The 22,555-nt window shown below is 61.4% G+C and carries 19 protein-coding genes; 12 read left to right on the top strand and 7 right to left on the bottom strand.

Translation table 11 applies throughout. The features are described 5' to 3' along the window. The first annotated feature begins 10 nt into the window (after nucleotides 1–10). The 5 genes from vioE to ACN9M3_RS17875 all read left to right on the top strand — a co-directional run bounded on the left by vioE (nucleotide 11) and on the right by ACN9M3_RS17875 (nucleotide 4,677). Nucleotides 11–592, top strand: a complete 582-nt coding sequence (gene vioE / locus ACN9M3_RS17895) for a violacein biosynthesis enzyme VioE (RefSeq protein ID WP_426161842.1) — start codon at nucleotides 11–13, stop codon at nucleotides 590–592. A gap of 85 nt (nucleotides 593–677) precedes the next feature. After that, nucleotides 678–1,859, top strand: coding sequence for an MFS transporter (locus tag ACN9M3_RS17890; protein WP_426318174.1), 1,182 nt, complete (start codon nucleotides 678–680; stop codon nucleotides 1,857–1,859). A 32-nt stretch (nucleotides 1,860–1,891) separates the two neighbouring features. Continuing rightward, complete coding sequence (locus ACN9M3_RS17885; protein ID WP_426161839.1) at nucleotides 1,892–2,269, top strand: hypothetical protein; 378 nt, start codon at nucleotides 1,892–1,894, stop codon at nucleotides 2,267–2,269. Between the two features lie 106 nt (nucleotides 2,270–2,375). Next, entirely contained in the window at nucleotides 2,376–3,236 is an 861-nt protein-coding gene (locus tag ACN9M3_RS17880; RefSeq protein ID WP_426161838.1) for an alpha/beta hydrolase family esterase, read from the top strand. A 40-nt stretch (nucleotides 3,237–3,276) separates the two neighbouring features. Next, the gene (locus tag ACN9M3_RS17875) at nucleotides 3,277–4,677 is read left to right on the top strand and encodes a glycoside hydrolase family 43 protein (protein ID WP_426161837.1); all 1,401 of its coding nucleotides are present in this window, start codon (nucleotides 3,277–3,279) and stop codon (nucleotides 4,675–4,677) included. A 46-nt stretch (nucleotides 4,678–4,723) separates the two neighbouring features. Here ACN9M3_RS17875 and ACN9M3_RS17870 read toward each other — a convergent pair whose 3' ends face one another. Next, nucleotides 4,724–7,321, bottom strand: a complete 2,598-nt coding sequence (locus ACN9M3_RS17870) for a discoidin domain-containing protein (protein WP_426318173.1) — start codon at nucleotides 7,319–7,321, stop codon at nucleotides 4,724–4,726. Between the two features lie 396 nt (nucleotides 7,322–7,717). Between ACN9M3_RS17870 and ACN9M3_RS17865 the strand changes: the two genes are divergently transcribed. The 4 genes from ACN9M3_RS17865 to ACN9M3_RS17850 all read left to right on the top strand — a co-directional run bounded on the left by ACN9M3_RS17865 (nucleotide 7,718) and on the right by ACN9M3_RS17850 (nucleotide 10,889). Then, the gene (locus tag ACN9M3_RS17865; protein WP_426161835.1) at nucleotides 7,718–8,479 is read left to right on the top strand and encodes a hypothetical protein; all 762 of its coding nucleotides are present in this window, start codon (nucleotides 7,718–7,720) and stop codon (nucleotides 8,477–8,479) included. Nucleotides 8,480–8,495: 16 nt separating this feature from the next. Continuing rightward, on the top strand, nucleotides 8,496–9,005 hold the full coding sequence (locus tag ACN9M3_RS17860) for a hypothetical protein (RefSeq protein WP_426318172.1): 510 nt from the start codon (nucleotides 8,496–8,498) through the stop codon (nucleotides 9,003–9,005). A 167-nt stretch (nucleotides 9,006–9,172) separates the two neighbouring features. Further along, nucleotides 9,173–9,781 carry a TetR/AcrR family transcriptional regulator gene (locus tag ACN9M3_RS17855; protein ID WP_426318171.1) on the top strand — a complete coding sequence of 203 codons (609 nt, stop codon included), beginning with the start codon at nucleotides 9,173–9,175 and terminating at the stop codon, nucleotides 9,779–9,781. Nucleotides 9,782–9,887: 106 nt separating this feature from the next. Continuing rightward, complete coding sequence (locus ACN9M3_RS17850; protein WP_426318170.1) at nucleotides 9,888–10,889, top strand: NADP-dependent oxidoreductase; 1,002 nt, start codon at nucleotides 9,888–9,890, stop codon at nucleotides 10,887–10,889. A gap of 38 nt (nucleotides 10,890–10,927) precedes the next feature. Here ACN9M3_RS17850 and ACN9M3_RS17845 read toward each other — a convergent pair whose 3' ends face one another. Next, entirely contained in the window at nucleotides 10,928–11,590 is a 663-nt protein-coding gene (locus ACN9M3_RS17845) for a TetR/AcrR family transcriptional regulator (protein WP_426318169.1), read from the bottom strand. Between the two features lie 83 nt (nucleotides 11,591–11,673). Here ACN9M3_RS17845 and ACN9M3_RS17840 point away from each other — a divergent pair, with 83 nt between their 5' ends. Both ACN9M3_RS17840 and ACN9M3_RS17835 read left to right on the top strand, forming a co-directional pair. Further along, complete coding sequence (locus ACN9M3_RS17840) at nucleotides 11,674–12,567, top strand: NAD(P)/FAD-dependent oxidoreductase (RefSeq protein WP_426318168.1); 894 nt, start codon at nucleotides 11,674–11,676, stop codon at nucleotides 12,565–12,567. Between the two features lie 9 nt (nucleotides 12,568–12,576). Further along, a complete protein-coding gene (locus tag ACN9M3_RS17835) occupies nucleotides 12,577–13,461 on the top strand; it encodes a class I SAM-dependent methyltransferase (protein WP_426318167.1) in 885 nt (294 codons plus the stop codon). On the opposite strand, the gene ACN9M3_RS17830 is transcribed toward ACN9M3_RS17835, so the two are convergent. The 4 genes from ACN9M3_RS17830 to ACN9M3_RS17815 all read right to left on the bottom strand — a co-directional run bounded on the left by ACN9M3_RS17830 (nucleotide 13,428) and on the right by ACN9M3_RS17815 (nucleotide 19,301). Then, a complete protein-coding gene (locus tag ACN9M3_RS17830) occupies nucleotides 13,428–14,678 on the bottom strand; it encodes a styrene monooxygenase/indole monooxygenase family protein (protein ID WP_426323781.1) in 1,251 nt (416 codons plus the stop codon). The genes ACN9M3_RS17835 and ACN9M3_RS17830 overlap by 34 nt on opposite strands. 63 nt (nucleotides 14,679–14,741) lie before the next feature. After that, nucleotides 14,742–15,254, bottom strand: a complete 513-nt coding sequence (locus ACN9M3_RS17825) for a hypothetical protein (protein ID WP_426318166.1) — start codon at nucleotides 15,252–15,254, stop codon at nucleotides 14,742–14,744. Between the two features lie 181 nt (nucleotides 15,255–15,435). Continuing rightward, nucleotides 15,436–16,503, bottom strand: coding sequence for an OmpA family protein (locus tag ACN9M3_RS17820; RefSeq protein WP_426318165.1), 1,068 nt, complete (start codon nucleotides 16,501–16,503; stop codon nucleotides 15,436–15,438). 125 nt (nucleotides 16,504–16,628) lie between these two features. Continuing rightward, nucleotides 16,629–19,301 (bottom strand): TonB-dependent receptor, encoded by a 2,673-nt coding sequence (locus tag ACN9M3_RS17815; RefSeq protein WP_426318164.1) that lies wholly within the window; start codon nucleotides 19,299–19,301, stop codon nucleotides 16,629–16,631. A gap of 374 nt (nucleotides 19,302–19,675) precedes the next feature. Between ACN9M3_RS17815 and ACN9M3_RS17810 the strand changes: the two genes are divergently transcribed. Continuing rightward, the gene (locus ACN9M3_RS17810) at nucleotides 19,676–20,425 is read left to right on the top strand and encodes a helix-turn-helix domain-containing protein (RefSeq protein ID WP_426318163.1); all 750 of its coding nucleotides are present in this window, start codon (nucleotides 19,676–19,678) and stop codon (nucleotides 20,423–20,425) included. A 28-nt stretch (nucleotides 20,426–20,453) separates the two neighbouring features. Here ACN9M3_RS17810 and ACN9M3_RS17805 read toward each other — a convergent pair whose 3' ends face one another. Next, nucleotides 20,454–22,550, bottom strand: a complete 2,097-nt coding sequence (locus ACN9M3_RS17805) for a prolyl oligopeptidase family serine peptidase (protein ID WP_426318162.1) — start codon at nucleotides 22,548–22,550, stop codon at nucleotides 20,454–20,456. Nucleotides 22,551–22,555: the final 5 nt, after the last annotated feature.

The following is a 22,555-nucleotide window of genomic DNA, read 5'->3' as shown; positions in this document are numbered from 1 at the left end:
GGAGACGCCGATGCCCGTCCACGCCACACCGCCGCTGCTGCCGCAGCAATGGAGCAGTGCCTATATCTCGTACTGGCTGCCGATGCGGGAGGAAGACCAGATCACCTCCGGCTATTGCTGGTTCGATTATGGCCGCAACATCTGCCGCATCGACGGCTTGTTCAATCCCTGGTCGGAACGGGATACCGGGCATCGGCTCTGGATGTCGGAAATCGGCGATGCCGGGTGCGGCCAGAGCCGCAAGCAGAAGGTGGCGTATGCCAGGGAAACGGTGGCGGCCGGCGTCCGGCTGTACGAGGCGGCCCTGCCCGATACGGTAACGCCCTTCCAGGAATTGTTCCTGCCCCAGGCGATCCTGCTGGACGGCGCGGCGCGCCATGACGGCTGCCATGCCGTGCTGGGCCAGTCCGCCGACGCCTGGGTAGTGGAGCACGCCGGCCGGGCGCCGTCGGTCTTCTATCTCCAGGCCGGCGGCAACCGCCTGTTGCGCATGGTTACCGGCCACGACGCGCAGCATCTTTCGGTGCGCGACTTCCCCAACTTCTTTGCCGGCGATATTCCGGACAGCGTGTTCATGACGCCGCCAGGCTGAGCCCCGCCGCGTTTGCCGTCCATGTGCTGTTCGCCCACCTTTGCCGCTCATGCCGGCATGAGCCCGGCTTTTGCAGGAGATCTGTATGCCTTTGCTTGTCTATGTTCTGGGATTGACGGTGTTCTCGCTGAGCACCTCTGAATTCATGGTGGCGGGGATGATGCCCTCGCTGGCCCACGCCTTGGGCGAGCCGGTAGCGCGCATCGGCTACCTGATCTCACTGTATGCCCTGGGCATGGTGATCGGCGGACCCCTGGTCACTTTCGGCATGCTGAAGCTGCGCGTCCCGAACAGACAGGGCTTGCTTTGCCTGCTCGCCATGTATGCCGTTGCCCAAGCGGCTGCCGCTTCGGCTGCCAGCTATGAACTCATGGCCGCTGCCCGGCTGCTCACCGGCGTGGCCGGCGCCGCCTGTTTCGGGGTCTCCCTGGCCATCTGCGCCGAAGCCGTCAGCCCGCCGGTGCGCGGACGCGCCGCAGCAGTCGTGATCGGCGGCCTCATGCTGGCGTCGGTGCTGGGCATGCCGCTCACGACGCTCATCGATCAGCAAGCGGGATGGCGGGCCAGCTTCTGGCTGGTGGTGGTGCTGGCGTTGCTGTGCATGGTGCTGGTCGCCTTGTTCGTGCCACGCTCCAGGCCGGCCGAGGACATCAGCCTTGGCCGCGAACTGGGCGAATTCCGCAAGCGCGAGCTGTGGGCGGCTTTTGCCACCAGCGCCCTTGTCATCAGCGCGATTTTCGCCGCCTTCAGCTATTTCGCGCCCATCCTGACCACGGTCAGCGGCTTCCCTGCCAGCGCGATTCCCTGGCTGCTGGGCGTGTACGGCATTGCCAACGTGGTGGGCAATGGCGTGGTAGGGCGCTTCGCAGACCGGCACACGATACCCATCCTGGCCGGCGGCATGGTGGTCCTCAGCATCGCCCTGGCGCTGTTCGCCGTCTTTGCCCACCGGCAGAGCGCCAGCCTGGCTTTGCTGGTCGTTATCGGGCTGGTCGGCATGTCGATGAACCCGGCCATCATTGCGCGCGTGATGCGCGTCGCCCATCCCGGGCCGCTGGTCAATACGGTGCACACCTCCGTCATCAATATCGGCCTGAGTGCCGGTGCCTGGATCGGCGGAGCGGGCATCGCTGCCGGTTACGGCTTGCTCTCGCCGCTGTGGGTCGGTGTGGCGCTTGCGCTTCTAGGCCTGCTCAGCTTGCTGCCTTACCTCGGGCAGAAACCGGGCCAGGCGAAGGCCGCGGCTTTCGCGGCCCGCGCCGATTGACCGCTGCCTGATTTTACCAAGGAGCAGACAGCATGGAAGTTTTCGCTTCGCTTGCCGGGTTTCTCGGCATGAGCTATCCGGGCACGCTTTTGCTTGCCCACGCAGGGCCTCACCCAGGACCGGCGCTGGTCATCAGGTTCCAGTACGGATCGCGTGACCTGAGCCGGGTGCTTGAACTGGAGGACCGGATACGGCATGCACTGGCCAGGGCGGGGGCTGGTGAATATGGCGGCAAGGAAGCTGCGCCAGACGGCAGTGAGGTCTGCCTCCATCTGTATGGCCGGGATGCCGATCAACTATTCCGGGCCATTGAGCCGATCATGGAAGATGTTCCGTTCCTGCGCGAAGCCGAGGTGAAAAAGCGCACCGGCCCCGCCAGCGGGCGGAAGCCGGGTGGCGACGATGCCTGAAATTCAAAAACATGTCGGCTGTTGGCGAAAAACATAAATGACGGTCCCGATCGTGGCCATTAGACTTAGCGCGCATGAAACGTCTCAATGCAAATAAGGAGTAGACATGAGATATGTTTGGGCCGCGTTACTGTTCACCACGGTCGTAGCTTGCGGAGGGGGAACAGGCGCCAGCAGCACCGCACCAACACCGGCATTGGGATCAACGTCCTCGACGCCCGTCGCCCCGCCGTCAACGAGCACTGCGGGTTGCGGCGGCAGTTCCAGCCTGACCACTGGCTTGCGCTCGCTCACCAGCGACGGTACCGAGCGCAGCTACTGGATCGAGATGCCGGCCACCTATGACCGCAACAAGGCCTATCCCGTGATCATCGGGCTGCACTGGCGCGATGGCAGCGCCGCCGATGTCTACGGTTGGAGCGGCTTTTTCGGGCTGAAGAACCTGTACGGCGACAATGCCATCTTTGTGGCCCCGCAAGGCCTGGATAAGGGGTGGGCCAACACTGGCGACCGCGATATCCGCTTCTTGCGCGCCATGATCAGCGAGGTGCAGAAGGGCGCGTGCACCGACACCCGGCGTGTCTTCGCTACCGGCTTCAGCTTCGGCGGAATGATGTCCAACGCCATCGGATGCCAGATGGGCGATGTGGTGCGGGCCATCGTGCCCATGGCCGGTTCGCTCTGGAGCGGCTGCGCCAGTTCTTCCAACAAGGTGGCGGCCATGTTCATTCACGCCAAGGACGATAACGTCGTGCCTTACACCGCGGGGATGGAGGCGCGCGATCTTTTCCTTAAGCGCAATAGCTGTGGCGCCGCCACAGTGCAGCTGGGTAGCAACGGCTGCGTAGAGTACCAGGGCTGCGACAGCGGCAAGCCGGTGATCTGGTGCGGCACCGAGACTGGCGGTCACTGGTACCCCAACTTCTCGGCGCAGGAATCGAAAACCTTCTTTGACCGGTTCAAGTAGTTCAATGAGGAGAGCCGGCCCCATGCCGATCATCAAGGAAATGGTTCGTAGACCCGCGTTGCCCGATGTCCGTGCGGCGCTCCTGGCTTTTGTGGTGGCCGGTTTCGCCAGCAACTGCGCCTTCGCTGCCAATCCGATCATCCAGACCAGCTTTACTGCCGATCCGGCACCGCTGGTAGTCGGCGACACCGTGTTCTTGTACACGACACACGACGAAGACGACGCGCTCGAGTTCAAGATGGTCGATTGGAAGCTGTACACCTCGAAGGACATGGTGAACTGGACTGACCATGGTACGGTAGCCGATCTTTCCATATTCCCCTGGGCGAATCAGCACAACGATGCATGGGCGCCGCAAGTCGTTGCGCGCAACGGCAAGTATTACTTGTACGCTCCTGTTACGGTCGCCGGATCGCCCGGCAACGTCATCGGGGTGGCGGTATCGGACAGTCCTTACGGTCCATTCAAGGACCCACTGGGCCGGCCGTTGATCGGACGCGGGGAAGGGAACTTCGATCCGACAGTCCTGATCGACGACGATGGCCAGGCCTACCTGTACTGGGGCAACCCCCATCTGTCATACGTCAAGCTGAATCGCGACATGGTGTCTTATGCCGGCGAGATCGCACGTATCGACGCCAAGCCACGCAACTACCAGGAGGGCCCTTGGGTCTACAAGCGCAACGGCAAATACTACCTCGCGTATGCCTCGAGCTGCTGTTCCGAGGGACTGGGGTATGCGATGAGCGATGCGCCGACCGGTCCGTGGGAATACCGGGGGCAGATCATGGACCCGAGCCCTCTGTCAACCGGCAACCACCCTGGCATCATCGATTTCAAGGGGAAGTCCTATGTCTTTGGGCTCAACTACCGCTTGAACTGGGCTGAAACGCCGATACACCGTGAACGGCGGTCTGTTAACCTGGCCGACTTTTCCTACCGTCCTGATGGCACGATCCCGACGCTGCCGTTCTGGAACAAGACGGGCGTCCAGCAAGTGGAGCCCTTGTCGCCGTATCGCCGCGTGGAGGCCGAGACGATGGCCTGGGAATCGCGCCTGAAACGCGACCGGGACATGCCGTTTGATTGGGCACCGGGGGTGCGTAGCGTCAAGGATCGGCAGACCGGCGTGTACATTGCCCCTGTGGCTGCACGCGCGTTCACGCAGGTGGCAGGCGTCGATTTCGGGCGCAAGGGGCCGAAGACGTTCACGATCAGCGTCGCGAGCGAGGCGCCGGGAGGGAAGATCGAAGTACGGGCCGGTTCGCCGGAAGGCAGGTTGATCGCAACCATCGAGGTGCCCGCAACCGGTACCTTGTCCGCCTGGCGCAGCGTCACAGTCCCTGCGGAGAACGTGACCGGCACGCAGGACCTCTACCTCGTATTAAACGCCCATGGTCGCCACGTTCCGTTCGGCATCGATTACTGGCAGTTTGAATAGCATCGGTTGCACCTCCCGGAGGTGCGCCCGATGCTGTCGATGATTTTCAATTTTTCCTGGCCGCGAACAGTCCGAATTCGGAGAGGTCGGTAAAGGTAGCGTCGCCGTTATTGGCTGTGATGTTGAGCCGGTAGTAGCGATAGGCGCCCGGTCGCGAGACCGGGTAGCTCTTCGGCGCGAAGCGCCGGGCGAACGCCTGGTTGGTTTGTGCGTCGAGTGCTTGCCAGGTCACGCCGTCGTTGGAAGCCAAGAGCTCCCAGGCCTTCGGATCGCGCGCAACCTGGTCGTTGGAACTGATGATGGTGTAGCGCTGGACCGTCTCCGTGTGTCCCAGGTCATACTGCAGCCATCCCTGCACACCTTTGTAGAACCATTGCGTCGCCGAGTTATGGTCGAAGGCGCGCTTCGCGTTGTCGGCATTGTTCGCACTGTCGTTGGCGGTGCCGCCGCTGGCGACGTTGACCATCGACCGAAGCGGCGTAGCCGCGTCCTCGGGAGAATTGGCGCTCACGCCGGCGGAGTTTGCGGCAGCGACGGTGTAGTAGTAGGTCATGCCGTTGGCCACCGACCTGTCGGTGTAGCTGGCGCCCTTGACATCCGTTGCGATGGTTGTGTAGGGGCCGCCGCTGGATGTGGCGCGCTTGACCAGGTAGCGCGTGGCGCCGAATGAGCGCTGCCAGCGCAGCGGAACGGCGCCATCGCCCGGCGCGGCAAGCAGTGCGCTCGGCGCTGCCGGGATCACGGCCGGCGCATTACCGTCGCCTCCAGTGATCTGGACGTTGCTGAACACTGAGCTGTTAGGTGTGCCGTTGACGGTCGAAGAGACCACCAGGCCTGCATAGATCGTGTCCGGCAGGGGACCGTCGATGCGGCCGACGTCCGTGGCAGCCCAGTTGGTCCCATCGGGAGACAGGTAACCGGTGATGACATTGCCGATGCGCTCGAGTTTCACCCAGTACGAGGCCGCAGGGTTCGCAATTGGAAGGGCCTTGTTCGCGTAGTTGCTGCCGCCATATGCCGTGAGCTTCTGCATGTTCTGCTCGGCCTGGATGCGATTGCTGATGGCCATCCACGCACGCGGGGCGCCCTGGTCAAGGCTTGTGCGCATCATCACGCCCGCCTTGGCAGACGGACCTGTGTTCTGGACCGATTCAACCTTGGCGATAATGGCGCCATCGCCGACGAGCGCCTTGTACGCGAAGTGGCAGCTGTCGTTTGTGCCCCAGATCTCTGAACCGGCGCCCGTTACGGTCCATTTGCCGGCGCTATAGCTGGCGCTGCCGCCGGGGGCGGCGCCGCCGATATCGATGCCGTTCAACCCACTTGTAAGCGAGGTGGCAGACGGCTGGTTGAGCTGTGGTGCAGGCGCCGCGATGGAGGCGTCGGCCTCCTTCAAGAACATGAAGCTGTTGCCGTCCACCGGCATCCAGCGGCGCCTTTGTTCGATAAACGGCGCCTGCATGCCCTTGCGAAGGACGTAGGCGGCATGGATCTGATTGAGTACGATGTTCCCGCCACCCCAGCCGTCCCATCCGCGGTTGGTCACGTCAGCAGTGTAATAGGCATCGGTGGTGCCGAAAGGCAGTGCGGTGGTTGGCACGAGCTCGTTCACCCGCGCGAAATACTCACCAGCTGCCAGGAGGCGGTCGTCCAGGTCGGAATAGATGTCGATGCCTTGCTTCCAGAGCGCCTCTGCCAGCATGGTCAGCGATCTCAGCTGGCCGTGGAAGTGGCCCTGGTCGCGCAGGGAGTCGCCGAGCATGCCGATATCGTTGGAATTGCGCAGTCCGATGTGGGCCAGAGTGCGTACCTGGTAGACCACCTTGTCCAGCGCCGCCGTATCGTCGTTGAAAATGGCCATCAAGCCGAGGGCGACCAGGGCCAACGCCCCCTTGTTGGCGGCGCCAAACTGATGTTCGCCATAAGGGTTCGATGCCGGCATCAGGACATTCTTGAAGTACTTCTTCACGGTGGCAGTATCGGCTTCGGTCCAGCCCGGCCACGTGCCGCGCAGGATGTCAGCGCCGCCAACGAACATGTAGGCATAGTCGCCCAGGTCGAGCATCGACTCGCGGCCGGAAAACTCCACCTGGGTTGTGGCCCACGCCATGAGGATCTCGCGCGCCTTCTTTGCGTATTCCTGGTTGCCAGTGAAATGCCACATGCGCGAGAGATTCCAGATCGCGACCATGTCATTGCGCCATGCCCACAGGTTGACGTTCGGCGCGCGACCGACCGTCGCGTAAGGACCGGCCATGCCATAGGTCAGCTTGGCCTTGCCATCGTTTGCCAGCTGGTCGTAGGCGGACTTCCATGGTTCCCGGCCCTGGTCGACGTAGGACTTCAGCGTGAGGAGGTCCGAACGGGTGAGCGGGGCGCCTGGATGGGTGAAAACGCGCGCCACAGCGCTGTCATTTGCGGGTGTGGTGCCTGTGCCGGGTGTGCTGCCGGCGCCGGGCGTGCTGCCAATGTTGCCCGCACCGCCAGTGCCGGACGTTCCGCCAGCGTCATTTGAAGCCGGGGAATTGCTGGCGTTGTTTGGTGCAGCCGTATTCCCGGTAGTCTTCAAATCGCCGCCGCAGCCCGCGGCGATGCTCGCTGCGATGACCGACAGGGCGATCGTCCGCATCTTGTAACTCTTCATGCCATCCTTCCAACGATTAAAATTGCTTTATGGCAATTGTCGGCGCGGCTGCATACCTTGGCAATTATGAATATTTCCACCGGGTTTAATGAAATTGATCAAACACGCTCGCTGGGCCGAAATCTGGGTGTCGCGGCCATCTAAATTTGGGTGTCAGTACCAATCCGTGCCGGTCCGCACTTCCCTAAAGTTCATCGCAAGGCGCCAGCGCGGTTGCTGCCCGCCTCGGTCAACAAAACAAGGGAGTTCATCATGTCATGGCAATACGTTCTAAAACTACGGAACCTGCCGGGAGCGATGCTCGCGGCGCTTGCAGCATCGCTACTCATGGGATGTCAGATTACGCGGGTCGTCCATGATGACGACCCGCCTGCGTCCGGCAGTACGGTGTTCGAAATGTATGTTGTACAAAGCGACCGCGATCGCGCTTTCAACGTGCTCTTCGTTCCGGACACCTCTTATGGAGACATGTCGGTCCTGGCCAACCGCCAGGCTTTCGTCAACGACCTGGCCAATGTGATTGAAAACGGATACTGGCAGAACCGCGCCTACTTCAACGCCTGGGGCCTGTACAACTACTTCTACATGACAGCCAGCGGTTCCGTTGTCGAACAAGCGCCGGGACCGGGCGGCCAGTTCCGCTGCCCGATCGTTACCTGGCCGGGGCAGGTCAACACGGACGGCGTATTCGCCGACCAGATCGTGCTCATCCACCGCAATGAATTGCGTGACTGCGGCGGTGGCGGGCGCGCGACTGGAGAACCGACCAGCTATCGAACGATCGTCCATGAAACCGGCCATGGCCTGTTCGGCCTGCCGGACGAATATTGCTGCGATGGCGGATACTTCGTGAAGCCGCCGGTCATGTACAGTTCGCAGGCAGCCTGTAACGGGGACGGCGCCAATGCCGGCTGGCGCAATTGCCAATCCATGACGTCCAGCCGGGATGGATCGGTCTGGTGGCGCTCGCAGGGCAATATCACGGATAACCTGATCATGCGCAACGCCGGCGACGAAGTGTGGGAGGCCGGGCCGGCCGATTGGGCAGTGATGCGGGCGGCCTATCATGGCTTGTCCGGTTCCCCGACCATCACCCAGCCTGCCGCATTTGCACCAGCCCACTGGAGCTACACGGTTCCGCCGCCTTGGCACCCTTGATTGAGAGGAGAACATCATGAACAAGATCTGGATTGCCATCGGCATGTGCGGGGCAGGCCTCGGCCTGGCGCAAGCCCAACAACAGGACCCTGAGCGCGCGAGGGAGCTTCGAAGTTCTGCGCGCATCGAAAGCGCCAGGCCAGCCGCCGCACCGACCGGACAACAGCAGGTTGCCGTACTGGCGATCAAGCTTGACGTTGCGAAGGGCGAAGTGCGTGCCGCACGGGTCGAGTCGGTCAAGCGCATTGCGGCGTACGCGCCCAAGGTCTTTGCCCGCGAGGGCGGGATGTGGGAAGTTATGATCGAGGGCGATACGCCCCGCACCTTCTATGTCGACAGCCCTGCGAGGCGCGAGGCCGAAGCATACCCCAGGGCGCACGCCGATTATCAATGGGTTGATGAAACGGGGACGCTTGACTGGGCCCTGGTCGTGCCCTTGTATGCAGATGGCCGTCCGCTTGGCGCACGCAGCGTAACAGTCCGGGACAAAATGACGGGGGCAACGATCGTGCATTCGAACCTGTGAATGGTTGGTTTGGACCGGCCGTGCCGGTTTCCATGAACGCTGGCGTGGCGCGGGCTGATTCGCGCTGGCCAGCGTTTTCGCAATATAAACTTTTGGCAACCGAACCATGGGCGCCGTTGGTGACGGCAGGCAGCATGTGCTGCGTGCACATCTAGCTGAAATCGTATATGATGACCATCATGCAGATCAAATCCCGCAAGCGCCCGCCTGTCAGCCGCAAGGAACTCACCCACGAGCGTATCGTGGAGGTGGCGTCGCGCGCCATTCGTCGCAGCGGGTATGACGGTACCGGCGTGGCCGACATCATGAAAGAGGCTGGACTGACGCACGGCGGCTTTTACGCGCACTTTGAATCGCGCGATGCTTTGCTGGCCGAGGCCGCCGATCGTGCCGGCACCGAGTCGGTTGCCCTGGCTGCGCGGGTGGCGGCTGCCGCACCCCCTGGCCAAGCCGTGCAGGCCATGATGCAGGCATATCTGTCGCCGCAGCATATTGCTGCGATCGAGACCGGGTGCCCTGTATCGGCGCTGGGCTCGGAGATGCCGCGGCAATCGCCCGAAGTAAGGCGAGCCGCGACGATTCATATCAAGGAAATGATCGACGTGTTCGCGCGCCAGATGCCGGATTGGGGCCAGCCAAAGGCGCATGAGCAGGCGATGGCGCTGGTGTGCGCCCTGATCGGCACTACGGTAATGGCGCGCGCTGTCGATGACCCCCGTTTGTCCAAAGCGTTGTGTGAAGCCACGATGAAGCAGTTTGCGGCTGCCGCCGAATGAGGCATTGACTTTTTTTGCGCAAAAATATGATGCGCATCATATTGATGCAGCAGGATTGCGGTCTCCAGGACCGCCCGTATTATTTTTATAAAGAAGGAAGGTCCAAATGAAAGCACTTGTCCTGAAACGTTATGGCGGCATTGACTCGCTCGCCTTTGCCGATGTCCCACGGCCAAGCATCAAACCCGATGAGATCCTGGTCCACGTGCATGCCGCCGGCCTCAATCCTATCGATTACATGATTCCGAAAGGATCGTTCAAGCCCATCCTCAAGTTTGATTTGCCCGCCACGATGGGAAGCGACCTGGCTGGGGTGGTGGTCGAAGTCGGCAGCCGCGTCAACCGCTTCAAGGTCGGCGATGCCGTCTTCGCCAGCGTGTTCGATCTCGGCACAGGCTCCCTGGCAGAGTATGCTGCGGTGCCTGAGCGCGCTGCAGCACATAAGCCTGCCAACCTGGATTTTGTGCAGGCAGCATCGATTCCGATGGTTGGCCTCACGTCGTGGCAGGCGCTCAACGAGCGCGCCCAATTGAAGCCAGGGCAGAAGGTATTTATCCCGGCAGGTTCTGGCGGCATTGGTTCCTTTGCCATCCAGCTGGCCAAGCAGCTTGGCGCGAAAGTGGGCACCACGACCAGCACGGCAAATGTCGATCTGGTGCGTAGTCTCGGCGCGGATGAAGTCGTCGATTACAAGAAGCAGGAATTTGAGAATACTCTGAGTGGCTATGACGCCGTGTTGGGCACGGTGCGCGGCGACGGGCTTGAGAATGCCTTGAAGATCGTGAAGCCTGGCAGCAGCGTGGTCTCCCTCGTTGGCCCGCCGGATGCCGCATTTGCAAGTGCGCGCGGCATGAACTTCCTGATGAAGTTCGTCTTCGGTCTCTTGAGCCGCAAGATCATTCGGCTGGCGCAAAAGCGCAGCGCGCGGTACTCATTCTTGTTCGTTCGCCCTGATGGACGCCAGCTTGGCAAGATCGGAGAAATGCTGGAGTCGTCGCACATTCGGCCTGTCATCGACAAGGTGTTTCCGTTCACGAGCGCGAAGGAAGGGCTGGCGTACCTCGAACAAGGGCGCGCCAAGGGCAAGGTAGTAGTCCAGATGGTGTGATGTTTTCAGGCAGGGAAACATGGCTTAGCCAAGAAGCACTATGCAGCGTTCGCAATTCCTTTATTGGGCAGCGCAGAACCGTGTGCGGCGAGGAACATGGCGACGGCCGACCGGCAATAGGATTCGATTTCGCTGGCGTCCATTGCTTTCGCTTCATCGAAGCGTGCGATCGCCAGCAGGTCGGCTCCTTTGACAAGCGCGGCGAACAAGCGGGCGGACTGGCGAGGATTTGGCACCTTCATCGCCCCCTTCGCCTGCAATTGGCGCAACAGGACCTCGATTTGGGCGGTGACATGGGCGGCCCCGGCTTCGTAATGGAGCTTGCTTAACGACTTTTGATTCGTCTTGTCGGCCATGATCATGGCTTCGACACCGCGGACTTCCGGATTCATCAGCGTGCGCAGCAGGGATGATCCGACCGCCATGAGCTGGTCCTCGGCCGACCCGCCGATGCTTTCAAAAAGGGCTTGCGGTGCAAACTGATGGCAGCGGGCCGAGGTGGCGGCGCTGAATAGCGCCTCTTTGTTCTCGAAGTGCCGATAGATGCTGAGCTTGGATATTTTTGCGCGCTGGGCGACCTTGTCCATGGTCGTTGCTTGAAAGCCCAATTCCACAAAGAGTTCGTACGCGGCGTCGACGATCGTTTGGGCAAGCGCCTCGTTCGCTGGCCGGCCACGCCGGCCCTGGCTGTTTTCAGTCATGATAATTATAGTACTTGACAGTATTCAAAGTCAGGATTTAGGATACCACGTAGTATTCAAATCTGCAAACGGAGCCCATCATCATGAATGACGTCATCATCATCGGCGGCAGCTTTGCCGGTCTCGCCGCCGCCCTGCAGCTTGGCCGTGCCCGCCGCACGGTCACCGTTCTCGATAGCGGCCTGCCGCGCAATCGCTTCGCCGGCCACTCGCATGGCCTGCTCGGCCACGATCACAAGCCGCCGCTGGACATCCTGGCCGAGGCGCGGCAGCAGCTGGCGCGTTATCCCGCGATCAGGCTGGTCAATGCCCTGGCCGACAGCGTCTCCGGCGCCATCGACCATTTCTCCGCCCTCACGGGCGATGGCGAGACCTTTGCGGCGCGCCGCGTGATCCTGAGTTATGGCGTCGCCGACCAGATGCCTGATGTACCTGGCTTTGCCGAAAGCTGGGGCACGTCGATCGTGCCGTGTCCCTATTGCGACGGTTTTGAAGTCGCTGGCCGGCATTGGGGCGTTCTCTGGACGGGCCCGCAGTCGCACCAGTCCGCCAAGCTGTTCCAGCATTGGACCGACAAGTTGACTGTCTTCGCCGATGGTCATGACATTCCGGCCGATATCCAGGCCGACCTGGCGGTTCGCAACATAGCAGTCGTCGCCGGCCGGATCGTCGAGATCGCCCATCGCAAGGGCCATATCGCCACTGTCAATCTCGATACCGGCCGTCATGTCGCGGTCGACGTCCTGTTCGCCCAACCGCGCAACAAGCCGTCCGCAAGCCTGCACGAAACACTGGGCCTGGCCACCGTGGATACGCCCACCGGCATCGTCCTCAAGGTCGACGAGCGCCGCCAAACGAGCGTGCCCGGCATCTACGCCGCGGGCGACCTCGCCACGCCTTTCCTTCCTTCGGTCACCCAGGCGTCATCGCAAGGCGCGATGGCGGGCATCTTCGCCCAGCAATCGCTGCTGGCGTGAGGATTTGACATGGCAGAAAGGAATATCTACCAGGTCGCCGACTGGAATGGTCAAAGCGGGGAGCGCTGGGTTGCCAACCAGGCCAGGCTTGACGCCATGGTGGCGGTGTTCGGCCAGGCCGCCATCGACGCCGTGGCTCCTGCGCCGGGCGAGCGCGTGCTGGACGTTGGCTGCGGCGCAGGCACTTCGAGCCTGGCGCTGGCCGCCCGCGTCGGTGCGAGCGGGCAAGTGCTGGGCGTCGACATTTCCGAACCGCTGATCGGCCGGGCGCGCGCGCTGGCGCCGCCGGATGCGCCGGTCCGTTTCCAGTTGGCCGATGCCGGCAGCGCCGAGCTGCCCGAGGGCGCGTTCGACATCCTGTTCTCGCGTTTCGGGGTCATGTTCTTCGATGATCCGGCAGGTGCGTTCGCCCATATGCGGTGCGCGCTCCGGCCGGGCGGGCGGGTCGCTTTCGTGTGCTGGCGCGGAGCGGCCGAGAACGATTGGGTGCGCCTGCCGATGGGTGCGATCAAGGGCATCGTTCCGCCGGCCGCGCAGCCCGATCCAGAAGCGCCTGGCCCATTCTCGTTCGGCGACCGGGAGCGCGTGGCGTGCATCCTGGCTGCAGCCGGCTTCACCGATATTGCCATCATGCCCTTCGACGCTTCCATCCCGTTGGGCGAAGGCGAGACGCGCGACGCTGCGATCGACGACGCGGTAAAGATGGCGCTCGAGGTCGGCCCGTTGTCGCGTGCGCTCGCTGACCAGCCCGACGGCATCCGCGCCAGCGCCTCGGCCGCGCTGCGTGCCGTGTTCGCGCGTCAACCCGGTGATCGGTCGGTGATGTTCGACGGCGCGGCGTGGATCGTCATGGCGCGCAATCAGGCTGCCGCGCGCGAAGCGTTGGCCATGTGAAGGGCGACAAACTGTTCGCAGGCCTCGGCGTCGAACCACCATGGGAAATAGTCTGGCGGATTGTTGAAGCCATTGGCGACAGCGCTGGCAAGGGAAGGGCAATTGCCGGCCGCGCCCAGCATGTTGAGCACGTGGGGCGGCGGCGGGCGGAGCAGCGAATTGGTCCATGCAACGACCTGCTCGCCATACACCCAGAAGCGTTCGAAAGTCCGCTGCATCCACTCGCGGCTGTAGGGCTGGTCGCCATGGGCAAGGATGGCGTCGAGATAAATGCGCGCTGCCTTGGTGGCGTTATTCGAACCCTGGCCGGTGATCGGGTCGTTGAGCACGACGGCATCGCCCAGGCCGAAGACCATTTTCCCTGACGGGAGGGTGGCGACTGGCCTGCGCACGGTGGGCGCAAAGCTGCCAGCCAGGATGCCGTTTGCGTCGGTCAGCTCCACATGCGCGGCACGTTCGGCCTCCCAGGGCAGGAAGGTACGCAGCAGGGCGAGGCTTTGCGCCAGGTGGGCCTGGGGCGTTGCTACATTGCGCCAGCAGTCCATCGGGCCGCCGGGAACGCCTTCGAACACCATGATGTCGCAAGGGCCGCTGGTGGTCAGGGCAGGGAAGACAAAATGCTCGCCGACACCGGGGATCAGATTGAATGCGACGCGCGAATATTCCTGCGCTGGTCGCAAACCGTTCACGTAGGTGAGGGCCAGGGCGCGCTGCGGTTTGTCAAATGCGGATCGGATGGCATCACGTTCGAATAGCTTGACGATTTCGCTTTTGCCCGCGGCCACGATCACCAGTTCATTTTCCTTCGCGAGCCGTTCCAGTTCCGGAATGCCGACGTCTTCGATCAGCAGCCTGCCGCCTTGCCTTTCGAACTGCTGCAGCCAGGCAGGCATCTTGATCCGCTGATCGACGGCCTGCGCAGGACGCTGCAGGCGGGCGCTCCAGTCGATCAGTTTTTCATGTGGGGCATCGGGATTCGGAACGGCCAGTCCGATCCCGTCCACCGTCGGGCATGCGTCCTCCCATTGGTTGAGGCCCAGGTCCCGTTCGATCTGCAGTGAGGCATCGAACATGCATTGGCTCGACATGACGCGGCCATTACGAATGTCGTCGGGCGTGCGGTTGGTCGCGACGGTGACGTCAAAGCCATTGGCCAACAGGCCCAATGCCAGAGGCAGGCCGGCCTGTCCACTGCCTACAACGGCGATCTTGCGCATCATTTCTCTCCCATACGTTTCTCAAAGAAGTTCGCCGTTGCAGGCGCAGTGCACTTGTCTGCATCAGGACAAATTCAAGGTCCAGGTGGTAACGCCTTCTCTTGCGTCCGTGCTCATTGCGACGTCGCGGCCCCAGCTCGCGATGTATGTCCAGTCCGGGTCCTCGATCCAGGCCAAGGTATCGAAACTTGTGGCGCGTTGCCGGATAAACCTGACGTACAGGTCGACGTTGTCCTTGATCCACATATCGTCCCCGCGAATGCGCAACTGAATCTGCAAGTGACGGCTCATCCCGTTCGAGAATTCAAAGCCGTAACCCGGATACGGCATGGGTATCTGCCCCACGCCCGGTGGAAGTTCCGGTGTCTTGTCATTCCGCCGGGGCAGTTTCGTAGGCCCCATGTAGTCATAATTCCTGATGGCCCCGGCCTCCAGGTCATCTTCCGTCAGATAGTCCAGATTGAGCAAGCGAAGTTCGTGGCCATCCCGCAAGATCCTGGCTTGAACAAGGCTATCTGTTCCGGCGTTTGCTGCGTTTTTTGTTTGCACAATCAGCCTGATCGATCCAATCCACATGGCAGTCTCCTATCAAAACGCTACTGTTTGAACAGCGAAGCCGCTGCCCGCGAGGGGCAACGGCCTGCTTATCATGGGCTGGAGGAGCGGGGCGGGAATCGGTACTGCCACCTAATTTAGGTCGAGTCCCATACCCAGATTAGTGCTTGCCGGCTGGGCGCACGCCGGGACTTTCGCTTATCTACTGAACGACCAGTTCCACCCGGCGATTCTTGGCTCGACCAGTTTCATCTCCGTTGGAAGCGACGGGGGCCAGGCTGGCGACACCTTTGCTCGTCAGGCGCGTGGAAGGGATCTGGTACTGCCTCGCCAGCGCGGAGACAACCGCTTGTGCACGTTGCTGCGACAACAGCTGGTTGGCGTCGAGATTGCCCTGGTTGTCCGTGTGGCCCACGATGTAGACCTTGAGGGCAGGCTGGCTTTTCAACAGTTTCGCCATCTCGTCCAGCTGGGTCCTGGATTCCGCGGCTTTGATCTCTGCCTTGCTGGTATCGAAGTAGATGCCGTACAGGGCAATCTTGCCGCTCGACTGCAAGGCTGCCTTCAATGCATCGGCGTTGACAGTCACCTGTCCGCCTTGCATCGCCTGGGGTTCGGCGATTTCGATGTAAGTCGTGGTGAAGTCGGTGCGATATACCTTTCCTGAATTCACCATCACGTGGACGAGGTTCCCATCCTTTGACAAGGTGCCGTAAGTAAAATAGATGTCATCGGTACCGAGCATGTTCGAACCGCCCAGGGAATACATCTGGTTATACAGCGTGGATTTCTCCGGATGGCGTGAGCGGTTGGCACGGAAGTCGGCTTCCTTCATGGCGCCATAATGATCGTCAAAACCGTAGCGCATGCTATCGCAGCCTTTGTCGCGCGGCGTGCAACTGACGATGGCTTTGAATCCCGCTGCCTTCAGGGCCTGTTCATAGTTGCGATGTACTTCCAGCGGCGACTTGCCGAGCGGGGCGAAATACACCATGCGGGTGATCTGGCCTTCCACGGTGACCGGCGCCTGGAAAGCATTATGGCTGTCCAAGCCCATTTTGCCGGGGAAAGTCGTTTGGTCAAAGCCGATTTTCTTGTACGCCATCATCCAGGAATTGTTATAGCGCTGGATCAGGGGATGGTCTTCTCCGCCAGCGACATCGATTGCCCAGTCAGGTCCGGCGGAGGCGGGGGCGGCGATAGCAAACGAAGACAGGCAGAATGCGGTGGCGGCGAAGTGGCGTGCCAGAGGGGAGGACAGTAGTTTCAAGGTTTATCCTTTCGCGAAGAATGTCAGAGCACGACGCAGTGCAATGATGTAAATCTTATACTGCGTCGTGATCGCTCTCCATTCAAACGCGTCGGTAATCGGAAGGCTGAATTAACGACGCCACACTAGAACTTGTACTGCAGGTTGGCAAAGAACGAGCGGCCGCGCGGATCACCATAGGTTGGGTCCCAGGTCACTTCGAAGTAGCGCGACTGGTTGGTGAATGGCGGCGGCGTATCGAACATATTGATCACGCCGGCGCGCAGCTTGAGCTTGCTGTTGAAGGCATAGCTGCCTGTCAGGTCCCACAGCGAATAGGCTTTCACGTCACGGTCGTTCCATCCCGGATCAGCCAGGCCGGCGATGTTCTGGTCGCGATAGCTGGAGAAGAAGGTGTTGCCCAGGCTCAGGCTGAAGGGCCCCTGGCTCCAGTCGATATTCAGCTTGTGGCGCCAGCGCTGCACAGCCTTGTCGTCGCGGAAGACGCCCAGGCCATTCGTCATCGGCGAGAGCGGATCGGACTGGAACTTGTACTTGGTGATCAGCGTGCCGTTCAGGCTGGCGCTGAAGCGGCCCATTGAAGTGGCATCGCCGTGCCAGTTAAGGTCAATATCGAGACCGGCTGTGTTGAGCTTGCCCCGATTCTCCTTCTTGAACTGAAGGAAGGAAACGACACCATCTTCATCACGCACCACGATGTTGGGGTCGTTGTAGTAGACCGGATTGTCGAACACGGTTTGTTCGCCGATTTCCGAAATGATGTCGGTCTTGCGGATGATCCAGTAGTCGAGGCTGCCATTCCAGTTCTTGTTCGGCTGCAGTACCAGGCCGACCGAAAACTGCCTGGACTTTTCCGGCTTCAGTTGCGGGTTGCCGTAGCGGTCCAGGTCGAACTGGGCTACTTCGCCCGAGATCGGGTCTTTCACGAAGCTTGCCGTGGTATCGGAACGGACGGGCAGGAACATTTCGGAAATCGAAGGTGCGCGGAAGCCGGTGCCGTAGGAGGCGCGCCCCAGCACTTCCTTGCTCGGGCGGTAGCTGATTGCGACTTTCGGGTTGGTGGTGTTCAGTGCCGGCGTGGTGATATTGGTCAGCGGATCATGTACGCCTTTGTAGCGGTCGTGACGGATGGCGAACTGGCCTTCCCATTCCTTGCTGAACGGCGCGTCGATCTCCGCGTAGATGCCGGTGATCCGGCGCGAATTGGACGAGTCGGCCAGCAATTCGTCCGAGCTGGCGCGGTCACCTTGCACATCGTTGCTGCGCAGTGCTTCGGAGGAGGTGAACGAAGTCTTTTCGCGCCGCAGTTCAGCGCCGATGGCCAGCACGGCATCGCCTCCGCCCAGCGCCATCAGGGGGCGGCTCACCTTGCCATCGATGCTGTCGCTGGTGCCCTTGGACATGCGTGCCGCGTCATGGATCTTGATCGAGTCCATGAACTTGCGGCCGGAGTCATCCGTGGCAGGGACAAAGGGGTTGTACTGGCCGCTGGCAATACCGGCCAACATCTTGCTGTGCGACACCCAGCCATCGATATCCAGGTCGGTTGCCTTGTTGACGCTGTGGTTGTAGGCCGTATCGTAATCCCAGTCGCCCACCTTGCCGGTCGCACCGAGCACCAGGCGTGACGCTTTGCTGGTCACTTCCGAGGTGCGGCGGCCTGCGTCCGACAGCCGGAAGCGGAAATTGATCGGGTCCGTGATGCCGGTCCTGGCTTGCAGGTCGGCCGGCAGGAAGATGCCGCTGGTCGTGCCGTTGATGCTGCTCGATACGGCAGGCGAGGCGGCATAGCTGGTCTCGGCCCTGCTCAGCAGAACTTCAGCAAACACCTGGTGGGCATCCGTCACCTGGAAGGTGGCGCGGCCGATAAAGCTTCGCTTCTTCGATTCCGGATAGACTTCCGAATCGCCCATGTAGTTGAAGGAACAGCCTTCCGTGCCGCCGGGACCGAGCGGCCGCACCACGTTCGGGCTGCCGTCCACGCAGGACTCCTTGCCGAAATTGACGCGGCGACCAGGCGACGGCACCCAGGTGCCGCCAGGGCCGGAGCCCTTCAGGTAGCTCGATTGGTTCAGGGTTGCCAACTGGGCGGGAGTCAGGTCGACGTTGGCTGGGAATGAGTAGCTCGACAGCTGCGGCGACAGGCGGTCGGGCAGGCTATATTCCTGCATGAATTTGCGTTGCGAACTGGCCAGGCGGTTCGTCTTTTGCACGTCCAGTGCGCCGAACAGGTTGTAGCGGTCGGTGTTCAGATCGCCGACGCCGCCGGACAGCGAGGCAGATTTCTTGCCGCCGCCGCCTTCGTCCGTACGCAGGGCATACACGCTGGCATCGCCGCCCTGGTAATCCTTGCGGGTGATGAAGTTGATCACGCCGCCCATGGCATCGGTGCCGTAGATTGCCGATGCGCCGTCCTTGAGCACTTCCACGCGCTGGATGGCGCCGGCGGGAATGTTGTTCAGGTCGACGCCGGAATTGTCGCCAGGGCTGGCGAAGTTGGCCATGCGCCGGCCATTCAGCAGCACCAGCGTGCTGGAGACGCCCAGGCCACGCAGGTTGGCGCCGTTAAAGCCGCGCTGGCCGCCCATGACATCGCTGACGCTGGTGCCATCGGTCAGGCCGCCCACATTCGAGGAGATCTTTTGCAGCAATTCGGCAGCCGTGGTCACGCCCGTCTTTTCAATGTCTTCGCGCTTGATGACTTCAACTGGCAGTGCGGACTCGCCCTCGATGCGCTTGATGCTGGAGCCGGTGATTTCCACGCGCGGCATGGTTTGCGCGACGGCGTCCAAACTCATGCAGCCAAGTGCGAGCAATACAGCATGGGTGCATTGGGAGCGGCGGAATGCCGATGCCTTGTGCGTGCCAGGTATTTTCATGCGATCAGTCCTCGTAAGTTGGTATTCGTACCCGATTAACTAAGCTTGAGTTGTTATGGAACAATTGCAGTGTATGCAACGTTGTGCGACTTGTGCGCACTGGAGCACATGCAAGTCGCAATTTCGTTGTGATTACAACGTTTTTGCTGACTTCCAATTTGCATGTTTTCGATCGGGATCACACGGAAATCGGCATAGTCCGGCCATGTCCTGGCACGGGGCGCAACAGTGGCGTTGCCATCCTTGCCAAGCCAATGCAAAGTGAACATTTTTCGTGCTGCGGAGGAATGGAGATGATCAGTCAGGCATGCTTTGGCGAGCTGGAGGCGATTAATATCGACGCCATCTTGACCATGTTCGACGCTTTGAATGACATTGCCTTTTTCGTCAAGGACAGGGAAGGGCGCTATTTCGGCATCAACCGGACGATGGTGCGCCGTTGCGGGGCGCGGGACAAGGAAGAGGTGATCGGAAAAACCGCGCTGGACCTGTTTCCTCAGGCCCTGGCGGAAACCTATTTTGCCCAGGACCGCAAGGTGATTGACAGCGGCGCTTGCATCGACAGGCACCTTGAATTGCACATCTACCCGGGGCGCAGCCGCGGTTGGTGCATCACCAGGAAGATGCCTTTGCAGGACACGAAGGGCAGGATTGTCGGCCTGATCGGCACTTCACGCGATCTCGGCTTGCCCGACGACGTGAATCCCGCATACCGCCAGATTGCCCATATCGCGGACTACATTCGCGAGAATTATCAGCGCAACGTGTGCGTCCAGGAGCTGGCCGACCAGGCGGGGCTATCGCTCTCGCAGGTTGAGCGCCTGTTCCAGAAAGTCTTTCATCACTCGCCGCGGCAAATGCTGGTTCAGTGCAGGCTTTCGGCGGCCAGGGCCATCATCGATAAAAAGCCGGACGCCAGGATCGCCGACATCGCTCATGAATGCGGCTATTCCGACCACAGCGCTTTCAGCCGCCAGTTCAAATCGGTGGTGGGAATGAGTCCGACCGAATACAGCCGCGTGGCGGGCCGCACGGGGACTTGACTGTGGTCCCCGCGCGGCCGGCAAATACCTACTTCAAGCGGTCCCAAAGGAAGCTGTAGACCATGCCGTAGAGGCGGGCCTGCTGTTCACCGTTCACCGCGCCGCCATGGCCGCCATCCATGTTCTCCCAATACAGGACCTGGTGGCCTTGTTCCTTCATGCGCGCGACCATCTTGCGGGCATGGGCCGGATGCACGCGATCGTCCCTGGTCGAACTGGTGAAAAACACCGGCGGATAGGACCGGTTCCTGTCGAGCAGGTGGTAGGGAGAATAGCGCGAGATGTAGTCCCATTCTTCGGGGCGGTCCGGGTCGCCATACTCGTCAATCCATGAGGCGCCTGCCAGCATGCGGTGGTAGCGCTTCATGTCGGCCAGCGGCACCTGGCTGACGACGGCATTGAACAGCTCCGGGCGCTGCAAGGCTACCACGGACACCAGCATGCCGCCCAGGCTGCCGCCCATGATGCCGAGATGCTGCGGCGACGTGACTTTCCGCGCAATCAGGTCTTCGGCCACTGTGATGAAATCGTCATACGATACCTGGCGCTTTTCCTTCAGCGCGGCTTCGTGCCAGCGCGGCCCGAACTCGCCACCGCCGCGAATGTTCGAGAGCACGTACACGCCGCCTTTTTCCAGCCAGGCGCGGCCGACCGTGGCATTGTACGAGGGCTTCATCGATATCTCGAACCCGCCATAGCCGTACAGCAGCGTCGGATTGCTGCCGTCGTACTTGAGGTCCTTGCGCATGACGACGAAATACGGAATCCGCGTGCCATCCTTGGCGGAGGCGAAGTGCTGCTCCACCTTGAGGCCCGAAGTATCGAAGAAGCCCGGCTGCGATTTCAGTTGCCGCCGTTCGTCGGAACTGACCTGAGCCAGGTGCAGCGTGGTGGGGGTGAGAAAGTCGTTCTGCACCATGAAGTACTGGTCTGAATCCAGGTAGTCCAGCGATGAGATCGAGACGCTGGCAAATGCCGGCGTCGGTACCGTCCGGCGTTCCCATTTTCCTTTCTGCATGCGCAGCTCCTGCACCTGGCTGCGCACATTGACCAGCTCTGTCAGCAGGATCGCGCTCCTGGTCGTCGCGACCGATTGCAGCGAGCGGGTGGCGTCTGGCTCGTACAGAATGGTGAAGTTGCGCTTGCCCGCCATGAAGCCGGAAAAGTCGATCGACAGGAGCGAGCCTTGCTGGTACTGGCGATTCCCGACGTTCCAGTCTCCGCGCAGGCGGATCAGGAGCTGGTCCTTGAAGGTGAAGGCCGTTGCGCTGTTCGGCTTGTCGAGCTTGACCAGCTTCCCGGCATGGCGGAAGTACAGTTCGTTCGTGAAAAACGAGGTGTAGCGCAGGACAAATTCGCGCTTAAATCGCGGATAGTGGTCAGAGTACCCGGACACGCTGATGTCGGCCAGCTTGCCCTCGAACACCAGCTTCGCAGACTGCAATGGCGTTCCCCGTTTCCATTCCTTGACGATGCGCGGATATCCTGAGCTGGTGAGCGAGCCGGGGCCGAAGTCGGTCGCTACGAACAGGCGGTCGCGGCTCACCCAATTGACGTCGCTCTTCGCTTCGGGAAGGTAGAAGCCCTGCGGGACAAACTGCAGGCTGCTCGTGTCGAACTCGCGCACAACATGCGCGTCCCCGCCGCCCCGGGTCAGCGAGAACAGGCAGCGCTCCGCGTGCGGCTTGAGGCACTCCATGCCATGCCAGACCCAGTTTTCCTTCTCATCCCGCGCCAGCCGGTCGAGATCCAATACCACGTCCCACTGCGGCGCATCAGTCCTGTAGCGTTCCAGCGTGGTACGCCGCAGCACGCCGCGCGGGTGCTCGGCGTCTTTCCAGAAGTTGTAGAGGTACTGGCCTTGTTTCTCGACGAAAGGAATCCGCTCGCGCGAGTCGACGACTTCGCGGATTGCATTGGTGGTCTGCTGGATGCCCGGCAGTCCGTCCAGCTGGTTGGTGGTGAGGCTATTCCACTGCTTGACCCAGTCCAGCGCCCGCTTCGAGCTGACTTCTTCAAGCCAAAGATAAGGATCGGCATCGGCCGCCGGTGCCTGTGCCTGCGCCATTGTGCAGGACAGGAGTGCGGCCGCCGCCGTCAGGCTCAGCTTTTCGATTGGAAGCATGTTTC

The sequence above is a fragment of the Pseudoduganella sp. R-43 genome (assembly GCF_049913255.1).
In the GTDB taxonomy this organism is placed as follows: Bacteria; Pseudomonadota; Gammaproteobacteria; order Burkholderiales; family Burkholderiaceae_D; genus Rugamonas.
Note: the sequence above shows the minus strand (reverse complement) of the source record. Positions and strands in the feature narration are given on the sequence as shown.